Annotated in this window: 11 protein-coding genes; 8 read left to right on the forward strand and 3 right to left on the reverse strand. The window is 39.6% G+C overall.

Going from position 1 to position 15,339, the window contains the following annotated elements; translation table 11 throughout:
• Positions 1-367: 367 nt before the first annotated feature.
• From DUT68_RS08715 to pth, 3 genes are all read left to right on the forward strand, one after another.
• On the forward strand, positions 368-1,309 hold the full coding sequence (locus tag DUT68_RS08715) for a ribose-phosphate pyrophosphokinase (RefSeq protein ID WP_113637550.1): 942 nt from the start codon (positions 368-370) through the stop codon (positions 1,307-1,309).
• 85 nt (positions 1,310-1,394) lie between these two features.
• Complete coding sequence (locus DUT68_RS08720) at positions 1,395-1,976, forward strand: 50S ribosomal protein L25/general stress protein Ctc (RefSeq protein WP_113637552.1); 582 nt, start codon at positions 1,395-1,397, stop codon at positions 1,974-1,976.
• A gap of 437 nt (positions 1,977-2,413) precedes the next feature.
• A complete protein-coding gene (pth, locus tag DUT68_RS08725) occupies positions 2,414-2,974 on the forward strand; it encodes an aminoacyl-tRNA hydrolase (RefSeq protein ID WP_113637553.1) in 561 nt (186 codons plus the stop codon).
• Positions 2,975-3,011: 37 nt separating this feature from the next.
• Here pth and DUT68_RS08730 read toward each other — a convergent pair whose 3' ends face one another.
• From DUT68_RS08730 to DUT68_RS08740, 3 genes are read right to left on the reverse strand one after another with little or no spacing between them, the layout of a single operon-like run.
• The gene (locus tag DUT68_RS08730; RefSeq protein WP_113637555.1) at positions 3,012-4,601 is read right to left on the reverse strand and encodes a response regulator; all 1,590 of its coding nucleotides are present in this window, start codon (positions 4,599-4,601) and stop codon (positions 3,012-3,014) included.
• 12 nt (positions 4,602-4,613) lie between these two features.
• Entirely contained in the window at positions 4,614-5,435 is an 822-nt protein-coding gene (locus tag DUT68_RS08735) for a CheR family methyltransferase (protein ID WP_198659558.1), read from the reverse strand.
• Between the two features lie 12 nt (positions 5,436-5,447).
• Positions 5,448-8,933, reverse strand: coding sequence for a response regulator (locus DUT68_RS08740; protein ID WP_113637557.1), 3,486 nt, complete (start codon positions 8,931-8,933; stop codon positions 5,448-5,450).
• 137 nt (positions 8,934-9,070) lie between these two features.
• Here DUT68_RS08740 and DUT68_RS08745 point away from each other — a divergent pair, with 137 nt between their 5' ends.
• The 5 genes from DUT68_RS08745 to DUT68_RS08765 form a co-directional block, all read left to right on the forward strand.
• A complete protein-coding gene (locus DUT68_RS08745) occupies positions 9,071-9,418 on the forward strand; it encodes a Spx/MgsR family RNA polymerase-binding regulatory protein (protein WP_113637559.1) in 348 nt (115 codons plus the stop codon).
• Positions 9,419-9,507: 89 nt separating this feature from the next.
• Positions 9,508-10,200: a peptidase associated/transthyretin-like domain-containing protein gene (locus tag DUT68_RS08750; RefSeq protein WP_214608405.1), complete on the forward strand. Its 693-nt coding sequence runs from the start codon at positions 9,508-9,510 to the stop codon at positions 10,198-10,200.
• 73 nt (positions 10,201-10,273) lie between these two features.
• The gene (locus DUT68_RS08755) at positions 10,274-12,238 is read left to right on the forward strand and encodes a M1 family metallopeptidase (protein WP_113637563.1); all 1,965 of its coding nucleotides are present in this window, start codon (positions 10,274-10,276) and stop codon (positions 12,236-12,238) included.
• Between the two features lie 303 nt (positions 12,239-12,541).
• On the forward strand, positions 12,542-12,898 hold the full coding sequence (locus tag DUT68_RS08760; protein WP_113637565.1) for an endonuclease domain-containing protein: 357 nt from the start codon (positions 12,542-12,544) through the stop codon (positions 12,896-12,898).
• 797 nt (positions 12,899-13,695) lie between these two features.
• Positions 13,696-15,339: collagen-like domain-containing protein (locus tag DUT68_RS08765; protein ID WP_461813259.1), on the forward strand; the 1,644-nt coding region annotated here is incomplete at its 3' end.

The following is a 15,339-nucleotide window of genomic DNA, read 5'->3' on the forward strand; positions in this document are numbered from 1 at the left end:
TATGAGATTTTTACCTTGCGTTTGGTGCATTAAAATGCTGCCGAAAATAAAAAAATAGATTGACATAGGTGTTAAGCGTTAACCTTATTTAACAAAAAATAACTAAATCTGCCTGATAATCAATGAGCCTGTATTTTTTTTAATTTTTTTTGCTCAATATGTTTGCAGGTTTCAAAAAACTGCGTACATTTGCATTCCATTTCGGAACATAAGTTTTGAAATTGATTGTCCGATAGTATAAAGGTAGTACGACGGTTTTTGGTACCGTTTGTCTTGGTTCGAATCCAGGTCGGACAACAAAATCATTTCGGGTTGTGTATAAAACCGCAACCCGTTTTTTATTAACAAGCATTGATATCCGCAAATCATGCCATTGCAATTTAACCCTGTTAAAATTTTTGCTGGAAGTGGAACGAAAGCTCTAGCTAGCAAAATAGCCGAAGAATACGGCAAACCTCTCGGTGATGTAACCCTAAGTAAATTTAGCGATGGCGAATTCCAGCCTTCATTCGATGAATCGGTAAGAGGATCAGACGTATTTTTGGTACAGTCTACTTACCAGCCAAGCGATAACTTAATGGAGCTTTTGTTAATGGTAGATGCGGCTCGTAGGGCCTCTGCACATTACATTACTGCTGTTGTTCCGTATTATGGTTTGGCTCGTCAGGATAGAAAAGATAAACCTCGTGTAGCCATTGGCGCTAAGTTGGTAGCCAACTTGTTAAAAGCTGCAGGTATTCATCGTATCATGACAATGGATTTGCACGCAGCGCAAATTCAAGGTTTTTTTGATATTCCGGTTGACCACTTAGATGCTTCGGTGATTTTTGTGCCATATATCAAAAGCTTAGGCCTTGAAAATTTAACCATTGCTTCGCCTGATATGGGTGGCTCGTACAGAGCTAGAACTTTTGCGAAGTTTTTTAACGCCGAAGTGGTAATTTGCGATAAACGTCGTAAGCGTGCTAACGAGATTGAGGCGATGTCCATCATAGGTGATGTTACCGGACAGGATATTGTATTGATTGATGATATTTGCGACACTGCTGGAACCTTAGCTAAAGCTGCAGCATTGATTATGGAAAACGGTGCTAAAAGTGTAAGAGCGGTTTGTACGCACCCAGTTTTATCGGGTAAAGCTTACGAAACCATTGAAAACTCTGCTTTAGAAGAATTGATTGTAACAGATACCATTCCGTTAAAGCAGCAAAGCGCCAAAATTAGACAACTGAGTACAGCAAAATTATTTGCTAAGGCTATTGCTAGTGTAAATGAGTACGGCTCAATTAGTGAGCTATTTAAAGTGTAATTAAAGGTAGGAGGTAGAAGGAGTAAGGCCTAGTTCTTAATACTAAATACTAAATACTTGATACTAATAATTAAATAAATAAAAAATGAAAACTATCGCTATTAGCGGTTCTCCAAGAGAGAACGTAGGGAAACGCGATGCCAAAGAGCTTCGCTACGAAGGTAAGGTTCCCGCAGTATTGTACGGAGGTCAAGAGCAAGTTCACTTTGCCGTTAGCAGAACTGATTTAAACGAAGCTATCTACTCTCCAGAAGCTAACTTTGTTGAGATTGATTTAGGTGGCAAAAAAGTAAAAGCTATCATCAAGGATACTCAATTTCACCCGTTAACTGATTTATTATTACACGTAGATTTTCTTCAATTATTTGATGATAAAGCAATCAATATGGAAATTCCAGTGAAATTAACAGGAACTTCTCCAGGTGTAAAAATGGGTGGTAAATTGGTGCAAAAATTACGTAAACTACGTGTTAAAGCATTCCCTAAAAACATGCCTCAGGTAGTTGAAGTAAGCATCGCTAAGTTAGAAGTTGGTAACTTGTTCCGCGTACGCGACCTAGAAAAAGGTGAGTTCCAAGTAACTAACACTCCTGAAGATACTATCGTTTCAGTAGCAATGTCAAGAGCATTGAAACAAGCTGAAAACGAAGCTAAAGGTAAAAAATAATCGAGCTTCTTGATTAAGAGATAAAGCGTCCCAACGTAAAGTAGGGGCGCTTTTTTTGTTTCACGCTTGCTTTCGAAGCAGAGACTTTTGTAAGCTAAACCTTATAGTAGCGGCAGCTCCCGAGTGAAACTCGGGACTATAGCGGATAGAAGGACTTTCGGTTGCGATTGTGAACTTACCTTGCTTTTCTTAATATTTCAATGATGTTGCTTTTTTCCGTCATTGCAATACACGAAGCAATTTAATGACTATTGGTGGGAAATAGAACGTACTTTAAATTGCCTAGTAACGACAACCATTTTTAAATCAATACAACCATATCAACTAACCATCAATTAGGAAAATTCGCAAGTCAAATAACTATCATCCCGCTTTTGAACATGATACTTTTATTGCTTAGCTTTCCAATTTAACACTTAACTGCTTACATTTGCCACATGAAATTTCTTATAGTAGGCTTGGGTAATATTGGTGCCGAGTATGTTGGTACTAGGCATAATATTGGTTTTGATATTGCAGATGAATTGGTTGCGGGTTTGGAAGGTAATTTTGAACATGGTAGATTGGCCTATCATGCTGAAGTATCTCACAAGGGTAAAAAACTGCATGTAATTAAACCCACTACTTACATGAACCTGAGCGGTAAAGCGGTAAATTATTGGATGAAAGAACTAAAAATAGCGCCTGAAAATGTGTTGGTTTTAGTAGACGACTTAGCTTTGCCCCTAGGAAAGTTGCGCATGAAATTGCAGGGAAGTAGCGCCGGCCACAATGGTTTGAAGAGCATTGAAGAAGTATGCGGTGGTCAAAATTATGCTCGTCTACGTTTCGGCATAGGAGATGATTTCCCGAAAGGTAGACAAGTGGACTTTGTGCTTGGCCAGTTTGATAAGAACGAGAAAAAGGAACTGCCGGTATTAATTAACAGGGCAGTTAGCATGATTAAGAGCTTTGCTACCATTGGCGCTGCACAAACCATGACACTTTTTAACAAGTAAAATTGCCAAATGACCTTTAAAGTTGGCCTTTGGTGGCTTACCTGTTAAGTAGAGCGCTTATTTTTTCGTGTAATACGCCAATTTTAAATGGTTTACCAATAATATCATCGGCACCTACTTCTTTAGCTGTCGCTTTATCCTGATCTAACACGCCTGCAGAAAAGGAAATGATCGGAATATTTTCCTTGCCCGCAATATGGCCGCTTCTGATTTTTTTAATGGCTTCCAGGCCGTTCATCACTGGCATGTAGGTGTCCATTAGCACCAAATCAAAATGATCTTTTTCAAGCGCCTCTAAAGCTGCTGCACCATTGGTTACAACGGTGGTTTGCACCTTCCAATCGTTAAGTATTTTAACAATCAGAAACACGTTGATAGAATTGTCTTCGGCTACTAAAATTTTAGTGCCATCTAAGGTAGGTAGTTGTTCAATAGGTCGTTTTACGGGTTCTTCGTTTGCCTTTTCCACTGTTTTATACCATTTAGTAAATGAAAATGTGCTTCCTTTTCCAAGTTCGCTTTGTACATCCAGCTCGCCACCTTTTAGCTCGGCCAGTTTTTTAACAATAGATAGGCCTAGCCCTGTACCACCATAAACACGGGTGTGTACGTTTTCTACTTGCTCAAACGATTGGAATATGGTTTCTATGTTATCTTTTGAAATTCCGATACCTGTATCAGTAACAGAGAACTTAAGTAACTTGGTGTTTGGTCTTTCTTCTATCGCTTCTATTTTGAAAATTACTTCGCCTTCGTTAGTGAATTTCACTGCATTGCTCAGCAAGTTCATGAAAATTTGATTTAGGCGAAGCGAATCGGCCATGATATATCTTGGAACGTTATCTGCAATGGTGAGTTTGAGTGATATCCCTTTTTCCAAAGCTTTGACGTTAAGCAGGTTGGAGGCTGAGGTGGCCAAATCTTTAATGTCGGTTTTCGCAAAATTGATTTTATATTTACCAGCTTCTATTTTCGATAAGTCTAATATATCATTGATTACGCCCAAAAGTGAGTTTGAAGACACATCTAGTAAGTTCACAATTTCTTTCAGTTCCTCGTTTAAATCGGCTTGTTTAAGCAGGTGCACTAAACCAATAATACCGTTGATCGGTGTTCGTATTTCGTGGCTCATGTTGGCCATGAAGTTTTCTTTCGCTCTTTTTCCCTGTTCAGCGTCTTCCTTTGCCTTAATTAAATCACCTTGCACTTGCTCTAATTGCAAGTTTTTAGTTTTGATTTCGCGTTGAGTTCGCACCAATTGGATAAAAGAATCCACTTTTGCTGATGTAATGTAGGGATCTAAAGGTTTGTAAAGGTAATCTACCGCTCCGGCGCTTAAACCTTTAATGGCGTATTTGGCCTCGGTAGATATTGCCGTAACAAAAATGATCAGGATGTCTTGTGTACGAGCGTTATTTTTTAATATCTCCACCAATTCAAAGCCATTCATTTCCGGCATTTGTACATCTACAAGGGCTATAGCGATATCTTTTTCCCAGCAAATGCGTAAAGCTTCGTTAGGGGAGGTGGTAGATATGATATTGATGTCGTTTCTATTCAAAAGGGCTTCTAAAGCAATAATATTTTCCTGCTTATCATCCACTATTAGAAGGTTAATTTTACTCATTTAAGGTAGATTTTAATTAATTTTTTGATAAATGTTGTTTTTTTTGTCGACCGGTTTGAATTTCTTCGCCAATTTTTGATCTCTGATAGTCTCTTTCCCACCTAGGCATAGGAAGCCAAAGTTCGCTAAGCTTTCGTAAAATAAATTGATTACGGTATTTTGTAACTGAGGATTGAAATAGATTAATACATTTCTACAGGATATTACCTGAAATTCGTTAAAGGGGCCGTCGGAAACTAAATTGTGCATAGAAAACAGCACATTTTTTTTGAGATGCCTAGAAATAGAGGCAGCATCATATTGGGCAACGTAATGGTTTGCTAATGATTTTCCTCCATCAACAGCGAGGTAATTCTCCGAGTATTGTTTCATTTTTTGTAGGTCGTAAATACCCTCTTTTGCTGTTTCAAGTACTTTATGGTTAATATCGGTTCCGTAAAAAAAACTCCTATTGTAAAGTCCGTATTCTTCAAAAAGTATCGCAAACGAGTATAACTCTTCGCCAGTAGAGCAACCTGCGTTCCAAACCTTTAAGTGCTGATAGGAGCTGAGGTAGGGAAGCACGTTATCCTTAATTGATTTAAAAAATTTAGGGTCGCGAAACATCTCCGTAACGTTTACGGTAATCTCATTTAAAAAGTCGTGGAAAAAGTTTTCGTTATTGATCAGTGTGTTTCTTAAATCAAAATAATCGAGCCTTTTTAGCACCATAATTCTATTGAGCCTTCTTTTTAGCGATGCCCTAGAATAACCTCCAAAATCAAACCCGTAAATGTTTTTGGCAACAACAATAATATCTTCTACTTGCTCGTCTGTAATCACCTCGTGTGTCATGTTTATCTTATCCTAACTTAACCAAACCCTCAACATTGATAATAGCTTGTCCACATCAACAGGTTTTGAAATATAATCGCTTGCGCCGGCCTCAATGCATTTTTCTCTATCGTTTTTCATTGCTTTTGCTGTAAGTGCGATGACTGGTAAATTAGCTAAATGGCGTTGTGCTCTTATTTTCCGCATTGCCTCATAGCCGTCCATTTCGGGCATCATAATGTCCATTAATACCAAGTCTATTTCGGTATGTTCCGATAGCTTGTTTAATGCCTCTACACCGTTGTTGGCAATTAATACGTTAATTTTATAATCTTGAAGGGCCGAAGATAGCGCAAAGATATTCCGCATATCGTCATCAGTGATTAAAATTGTTTTATTTTCAAGTGCTTTTTCAATGGTTGGCGCATAATTTTTAGGAGCGGCCGTTAATCTTACACTTTCTTCTTTCGGAGTATCAACCTGTAACTTATTCATAAATAGGCTAACTTCATCTAACAGCCTATCGTTTGACTTGTTGCTTTTAAGTACCATTGCCTGCGAATAGCGCATAATTTGCGCCATTTTATCCCGATCTAGCTCCATTGCAGTGTTAATAATTACCGGAATGTGTTTTGTGTCAGGGTTGGATTTAATTTGGTCCAGTAAATCGAAACCCGATATATCCGGCAGCTTCAAATCCAGAATAATACAATCGAAAGTGCTTTCCTCCAACATTTGCAAAGCCTCTTTTCCGGTATAAGCCTGTGATACTTTCGCCCCTTTTTTTATCAGTTGCTCATTTAAATCATTACTCTGCAGAATTTGATCTTCAATTACCAATACGTTGTTAAAGTGGTAAGTATATTGGTTGGATAACAGTTCAAAAGCTTGGTCTAGTTTTTCTTTATCTACAGGTTTTTTAAGGAAGCCAATTGCACCTTCTTTCTTCGCTTTACTGGTTTTTTCATCTCCGGCCGACATCATGTGGATAGGGATATGCTGAGTAGCGGGGTTTGCTTTTAATTTTTTAAGGATGGTCCAGCCGTCCATCACAGGCAGCATTACATCCAATACGATAGCATCGGGAAGTTCTTCGATAGCTAAAGCCAAACCTTCATCGCCGCTGTGCGCTAAAATAGGCTCAAAGCCTTTTTCAATAGCATAAGCTTTCAATATCTCCGCAAAATTTTCGTCGTCTTCTACAATTAAAAGCTTGTTGCCAGCTGAGTTTTTAGGTGCAACTGGCAGGGTAATCGAAGGAGCTTCTACAAATTCTGGTTGTATTGTTTCAGCCACTTTAGGATTGCTGTTTTCCGGTGTTTCTATACTGGCAACTAAGCTTTGCGGAATGATCAAAGTGAAAGTGCTACCTATGCCAACTTCGCTGCTAAGTTGTATTTCGCCACCTAATAAATTGGCTAATTCTCTACTGATTGACAGACCAAGCCCGGTGCCGCCATACTTTCTACTTGTAGAGCCATCTTCCTGTTGGAAAGCCTCGAAAATAATTTGCTGTTTTTCTTGTGGAATTCCTATCCCAGTGTCATTTACAGCAAAATAAATCAATTTTTCCTGTTGCTTTAACGTTTGGTTATATTTCACCTGCTGCTGATTGGCCAAGCCAACTTCTACGGTAACTGAGCCACCTTTGCGAGTAAATTTGATGGCGTTTGAAAGCAAGTTTTTAATGATTTGCTCAATCCTTGCTTGATCGGTAGTGATGTAAGAAGGCAAATCATTTTTCAACGTGAATTGATAGTTGATTTCCTTTTGCTTAGTGAGTTCGGAAAACAGGGAGTCGATTTGCGACTTAATAGCTGTAGGGTTTACTTCTTCAATTACTAAATCAACTTTGCCCGACTCAATTTTAGAAAGGTCTAAGATGTCATTGATAAGCGCCAGCAAATCGGAACCGGCATTGTGGATTACCCCGGCATATTTAATCTGTTCCTCGGAAAGATTATTGAGTTTATTTTCTTTTAGGATACGAGCTAAAATCAAGATGCTATTTAACGGTGTGCGTAGCTCATGGCTCATATTGGCTAAAAACTCTGATTTGTATCTGCTACTTAGCGATAATTCTTCCGCTTTTAAGCTAATTGCTTCCTTAGCCTGATTAATTGATGCATTTTTCTCTTCCAGCAATTGCGCTTTTTCCTCCAACTCTGCATTTGCTTGTTGTAGCTCCTCTTGTTGTACTCTTAATTCCTCTTCCGAAGCCTGAAGCTCTTCGGTTTTGTGCATCAAGTCTTCGTTGGTTACCCTCAGTTCTTCCTGTTGGCTAATTAGTTCTTCGGCTTGCTGTTGTGTTTTTTCAAAAAGCTCCTGTAGCTTCACCTTAGCTACCATACTGTTTACAGCAATGCCGATGTCTTTTGCCACCAATTCTAAAAAAGCAATGTCGTTAGGCAAGGGTTCATTAGTTAAACCAATTTCCAACACTGCAATGGCGGTATCTTCAAACAATACAGGTACACAAATGATGCTGCTAGGCGTAACGTTTCCTAAAGCAGAGCTGATTTTTAAGTAGCCATCAGGTACTGGTGTGAAAATTTTAGTCTTTTTTTCCAACGCAGCTTGTCCTGCAAGCCCCTCGCCAAAATGATAAGCCCTATCGCTCAAGTTTTCGTGGATGGCAAATGCTCCCCTAACTCTCAGTGTTTTTTGCGAGCGATTGATCAGGTAAAAAACGCCGATAGGATAGTTAAGTAAATTACAAATGGCCGTAATAACGTTTTCAGCAAGTTGGTCCATGGTAAATTCACCACGCATTACTTCGTTTATTTTTGCCTCGCTACTCAATAGCCAGTTGTGGTGTTCGTTTTTGGCAGATAAATCTGCTAGCTCTTTGTTGGTCAGTAGAATTTCTTTTTCGGTAGCTTTTTGCTGATCAAAAGTGGCTCGGATGTACTTCAGCATAAACAAAATCAAACCGAAAATAATTAGGGAGCTAATTACAATTACAGCAATTGTCCGGGTGCTTTTATTAGCCGAAACTTCTTGTCTTTCCTTTAATAGTTTGTATTCCAGTGCAATCAGGTCATCTGCAAAAGCTAAAAACTTTATTTTGTTGATCCTGCCCTTGTCATTTAAAAATTGCTTTTTGGCTGCCGTAAAATCCCCAATGTTGGCCTTCGCTGCAATTTGTTTCATGTCAGAAACTTTCCATACCGCATAAACCTTGATACTGTCAGCTTTCCTTTGCTGCTGAGGGTTGTCGCTTACCAAGTTGTTCAAATCTTCTACCAGTGGCAATATGCTGTTAATGTTCTCGTCGTAAGGCCCTCTGTAATCGTCATTCTCACTTAACAAAAAACCTCTTAAAGATGCTTCGCTATGGAGGAGTTTAATCTCTAAGCGCTCCGCTGTTTTAGCCACATTTTGTGTATGCGAAACCCAATTGTAACTGTCGTTAAGGGAATGTATACTCAGGTAAGAAGCTACAGCCGAAATCAATACAAAGATTAATGATGCAGTAAAGCCTGTAAGTAGCTGTTGCTTAAAGGAAAGTTTGAGCATATTAAAACGCTATTAATAATTAAAAAACTAGGCTAAGATAGCTAATAAAGGAGTAATTTATCAACCGAAATTTAATACGCTATTGGCCTCATCGTAGAAATTTGTTTTTGTTAACTTTGTATACCTAAAATTCTAAAATGAAACTATACGGCATCCCAAATTGTAATACAGTAAAGAAAGCTCAAGATTGGCTAAAGCAAAACGGATTTGATTTCGAATTTCATGATTTTAAAAAGAAGGGCGTTACCGCTGAAAAGCTAAACGAATGGTTTGACGCTTTTGGCTGGGAAAAGGTGATAAACAAAGCTGGTTTAACTTTTAAGAAACTGAGCAAGGAAGAGCAGGAAACGATTAACTCCCCAGCTAAGGTAATTAGTTATTTGGTTGAAAATACCAGCGCCATAAAACGACCTATTGTTGAGGTGGGTGGCAAAGCGGTGTTGTTGGGCTTTAAAGAAGACGACTATCAAAGCAGGTTGAAGTAGTTGCACCTTGTTGTTAAACTTTGTTAAATGCTTAGAAGAAGATAAAAACTATTTTACATTTGGATATGTTGAAAAAGCTGTTTCTACTGATGATCTTTTGCCTTCCGCTGTTTGTGTATGCACAGAATTACATGACGGGCAATGTCTTTGATAACGACCAACGTAATTTGGCGCTTCAGGGAGTTTCTGTGCGTAATTTAAGTACAAAGGCCGTGGTAGTAACCGATAAGGACGGGCATTATGCAATACCAGCTAAAAATGGAGATTTGATTACCTATGCTTTAATGGGCTATCAAACCGATACCGTATATCTTGTTAATCTTTTTCCGAAAAATAAATATTTAAGGGCCGCAGTAAATAATTTGAATACGGTAAATGTAACTACTGCTAAGGTATCCCCTTATTTAGATGCGAAAGATCCTGATGCGAAGCCAGCAAGGCAGGTAGATTACTCTAAAAATAGGGGAGGTCTACGTCTTAATTTAGGTTATGGTAAATACCGCAGGCAACAGGCTAAAGAGCAAGAATTAGAGCAGGCGGCAGATATCAATGAAGAGATTTCAAAGAATTTCAATAGAGAGGTCATCCAAAAGTTGGTAAACTATAAAGGAAAAGATTTGGACGACTATATTGGTCTTTACCGACCAACGGTGGCGCAAATTAAAGCCGACAAAGAATTTGATTATACCTATTACATCGCCACTACCTTTACTGAATGGCGTAAACTTCCGGAGAACGAACGTAAACTCCCACCGCTGCCTAAATTAAAAGGTAAGCCCTAGCTAAGTAATAATCGTGTGCCAATTTTGATAATTGTTCATTTTCAATTTACTTTGGCTGTAAATTAAACAAAACATGCAAAAAACATTATTGAAAACTTTTGCCGTAGCGCTGCTTTTTTGCGGGCAATTAAGTTACGCTCAAGATAAACCGGTGAGCAAGTATGTGCCAGAACAGGCTTTTGGCCCCTTGTTTTACACGCAAAATGGTAACGAATACCGTTCGGCAAGTGGTGCTCCAGGGCCCAAGTACTGGCAAAATAGGGTAGACTATAACATAAGCGCAAACTTGGACGAAAAAACTAACCAAGTAAAAGCTACCGTTACAATCACTTACAAAAATAATAGTCCAGAAAAACTACCTTACCTTTGGTTACAGCTGGATCAAAACTCGTTCAAAGAAAATTCTCGTGGCTTGGCAATTACGCCAGCAGTTAGTAGATATGGTGCGCAAGGCGAGAAGTTTAATGGCGGCTATACCATTTCTAACCTATCGGTATCGCAAAAGGCTAAACCGGTTAAGTTTAATTCTATTGTGGAAGATACCCGCATGCAAATTAGGCTAGATCAACCAATGGCTGCTAACGGTGATGTGGTGGTGATTAAAATGGATTACGTTTATGAGATTCCTGTTTTAGGATCGGATAGAACGGGCCATTTAAGCACCAAAAATGGGGAAATCTTCGCTGTTGCACAATGGTTCCCACGCATGTGTGTGTATGATGACGTGCTTGGTTGGAACACTTTGCCATATTGGGGTGCCGGAGAGTTTTATTGTGAGTACGGTGACATTACTTTCGATGTAACTGTGCCGGGAAATCATATTGTGATGGGCTCGGGAGAATTGTTGAACCCTCAAGAAGTTTTTACTGCTGAACAATTGAAGCGTTGGAACGAAGCTAAAAACAGCGATAAAACCATCCATGTAAGATCAGAGGCTGAAGTAAATGATCCAAAATCTCGTCCAGCTAAAGATAAATTGACTTGGAAGTTTAAAATTACCAATACCCGTGATGCTGCTTGGTCTTCATCAAAGGCTTTTGTTTTGGATGCCGCTCGTATTAATTTGCCTAGTGGTAAAAAGTCACTGGCTGTTTCGGCCCATCCTGTAGAAAGTAATGGTAACGATAGCTATGGAAGGGCTGTAGAATATGTTAAAGGTTCTATTGAGCACTACTCAAAAATGTGGTATGAGTACCCGTATCCAATGGCAGTAAACGTTGCAACTAATATTGGTGGAATGGAATATCCGGGTATTGTGTTCTGTGGCTGGAAAGCAAAAAAAGGTGATGTTTGGGGTGTAATTGATCACGAGTTTGGACATATTTGGTTCCCGATGATTGTTGGTTCGAATGAGCGTAAATTTGGTTGGATGGATGAAGGTTTCAATACGTTCATCAATGATTTATCAAGTACTGAATTTAACAATGGCGAGTACAAGCCACGTCAAATGAACATGAACGCAATTGGTAAGGCGGTAATTGGCAATCCTAAATATGAAAATATGATGTTAATGCCTGATGGAATGGCCGAAGCGAATATTGGTATCAACTTGTATTATAAACCAAGTTGGGGCTTGCATTTATTGAGAGATCAAATTTTGGGAAAAGATCGCTTTGATTTTGCTTTCAGGCAATACATTAACAATTGGGCTTACAAACATCCAACACCTTTCGACTTTTTCCGTACGATGGAAAATGCTGCCGGAGAAGATTTGAGCTGGTTTTGGAAAAGTTGGTTCCTAAATAACTGGAAGATGGATCAAGGTATCGCTGAAGTGAAAGAGGTGAAAAATAACGGCAACTTGGTAGCTTACACCATCAAGGTGGATAACCTGGAACAAATGCCTATGCCAATTATTTTAGGGATTAAAACTAAGAGCGGCAAAACGAGCATCGTTAAAATTGCTGCAGATGTTTGGATGAAAAACACCAGCTGGACAGTCAGCTTCCCAACTACGGAAGAAGTGGTTGAAGTGGTGCTGGATCCTCAGCAAGTACTTCCAGATAGCAACGTTAGCAATAACAAGTGGACTAATTAAAAATTTGCGATTATAGATTAAGCAGCCTCAAAATCAAATTTTGGGGCTGTTTTTTTATGTTTTTGGGTTTAGCAATTAGCCTATATTTCTACTGAGAAGATTTTCAGAGTTTCCAGCTGCTAGCATTTAATGCTGTTTCATCGCTTGACAGTCAACGCCGCAATCGTTGATATAATACATTGCTTAAAAACCAACACTTCAAATTCCTTCTCCTTTGAAAGGAGAGGGCAAGGGAGAGGTTTATTCAAAAAACAATATAGAAATTATTGCAAATGATTAAATTTAGCTTAAACTTCCCTACCTATGGATGCAAAATCATTTCGCCGAATGTTGCGGAAAGAACAAACTTCCGCTGAAAGTACATTCTGGAACCTTGTTCGTGCAAGTCGCTTCAATAAACTAAAATTCCGGAGGCAGCACACCGTTGGGCAGTTCGTTGCCGATTTCTATTGTGCAAAGCTGAAGCTCATCATCGAATTGGATGGCGGTGTGCATCATAACCTGGGTCAGCAGCTATATGACCAGGAGCGTGATAGCATTCTGACTGAAATGGGTTATGTGGTAATCCGTTTCGAAAATGATGCAGTACTTAAATATCCAGAAACTGTTCTGGCTTATCTGGAACAAAGGATAGCAGAACTTCTGCATGTTGAAATTTAATTGATGTTAAGTTCACCCTCTCTGGCTTCGCCATCTCTCCCTTTGAGGGAGAGAGGTGCTTTTGGGTATGGTTAGTGGATTGATGTAAGGTAATTTAGTAATTAGCCTATATTTCTTATTGAGGGAATTTTCAGATAGCTGTTTATTCTTTCATCGCTTAACAGTCAACGCAACAATCTTTGAAGATTCTACATTGCTTAAAAACCAACACTTCAAATTCCCTATCCTTTCAAAGTACAGGGGTAAGGGAGAGGTCTTTGCTCATCATCAATTTAATTTGAGAGGAGCGACTCAAATTCCACACTTTTTAAAAATTATACTATAGCTATTAGTTGTATAACTTATAGTTGTGTTTTTATTCTTAATTGGAGTTAATAGTGTGCGTATCGCTAGGTTTTAGTCTTGCGCATCGAATTCAAAAAAATCAATTTTAAGTGTTTGAATTAAAAATTATAATGGAATTAGCTTTCATTTGATGCCTTGCTAATATTTTTAAGGGTAGCTATGAAAAATAAGAGCGATAATGTCAACTTTATTTCTGTGTAATAAAAAACAACAACTTTTTTGTTTAAAAAATGATGCTAAAAAACCTTTAAAAAGCGTGTTTTTGTGCTTTTTTGGCCGTCTAGCGGTGGTTTTTTCTCGGATTGAGGAAATGTGACAACAGCATTAAGCCATCGGTTTTTGGATAAAAATCTTACAATCTTCTTTTTTTTCGTAAAAACCTCATTTTTCTTCTGGTGGCATGTCTTTTGGCTTTTCGTGTGCAACGTGTCATGTTTTGACACCAGAAACTTATGAAGAAAATTTTCAAGCGCATTGCACTATTTTCGGTGCTCGGAGTAAGTGTACAGTTGGCACAAGCTCAAGTCAAAATAGGAGATAATCCTACAGCAATTAACAAAGCTTCTATTCTAGAATTAGAAAGTGGTAGCAAAGGTTTATTGTTTCCACGCGTTAGCCTAACTAACACAACTACTTGGGGCTTGGCAGCAGGAAGTACTCCGGACGCTGGTATGGTGGTTTACAACACCAAAACAGTTACTGCAGGCTTTACTGGTTCAACGGCATATCCTGCTACACAACCAGATGGAACGGGTTTGTACTACTGGGACGGAAATGGCTGGGTAGCTGTTAGAGGTAACACAGGTAACTTTATTCTTAATGGTACAGGTGCTCCAGCTGCAAGTACAGGAAATGACGGAGATTATTATATCGATCCAACGACAAATAAAATCTACGGGCCCAAAGCCGGTGGCGCATGGCCTGCTGGAATAAGTTTAATTGGTGCAACAGGTGCTGCAGGTGCAAATGGTAAGTCTGCCTTTGAAGTTTGGCAGTCGCTTCCTGGTAACTCTAGTAAAACACTTACAGATTACTTCACTTCTATTACTGGTCCTGCTGGACTTAATGGAGCCGACGGAAAATCTTTGCTAAGTGGTTCTGGCGCTCCTTCTGGTAGTACAGGAAAGGACGGTGACTTCTTTATTGATCCTACAACAAATACTATTTATGGCCCTAAAACTGGCGGTGTATGGCCTCCAGGTGTAAGTATCGTTGGAGCTACTGGCCCTGCTGGTGCCAATGGTAAATCTGCTTTTGAAATATGGCAGTCGTTACCAGGTAATTCTAGTAAAACGATTACAGAATACTTCAATTCTATTACTGGCCCTGCCGGCGCAGACGGCAAAACTATCTTAAACGGAACAGGCGCTCCTTCTGGTACTACTGGCAAGGACGGCGATTTCTATATTGACCCTACATCAAATACTATCTATGGCCCTAAAGCCGGCGGGGTATGGCCGGCAGGTGTGAGCATTGTTGGCGCTGCAGGTGCCAATGGTAAATCTGCGTTTGAAGTTTGGCAGGCACTCCCTGGCAATTCTAGTAAGACAATCACAGATTACCTGGCTTCTATTACAGGCCCTGCTGGCGCAACAGGTGCTACAGGTGCCGATGGTAAATCTGCGTTTGAGGTTTGGCAGGCACTTCCGGGCAACGCTGGTAAAACAATTACAGATTACCTAGCAGCTATCACTGGTCCTACTGGCGCAACAGGCGCTACAGGTGCCGATGGTAAATCTGCGTTTGAGGTTTGGCAGGCACTTCCTGGCAATGCTGGTAAAACAATTACCGATTATCTTGCAGCTATTACAGGTGCAACAGGATCTGCCGGTGCTGATGGCAAAACTATCTTGAACGGAGCAGGTGTGCCATCTGGTGCTACCGGTAAGGACGGCGATTTCTATATCGATCCTACAACAAATACAATCTACGGCCCTAAAGCCGGCGGCATATGGCCTGCAGGCGTAAGCATTGTTGGTGCTACTGGCGCAACAGGTGCTACAGGTGCCGATGGTAAATCTGCATTTGAGGTTTGGCAGGCACTTCCTGGCAACGCTGGTAAAACAATTACAGATTACCTAGCAGCTATCACTGGT

It is taken from the genome of Pedobacter zeaxanthinifaciens (assembly GCF_003313335.1).
Classification (GTDB): domain Bacteria; phylum Bacteroidota; class Bacteroidia; order Sphingobacteriales; family Sphingobacteriaceae; genus Pedobacter; species Pedobacter zeaxanthinifaciens.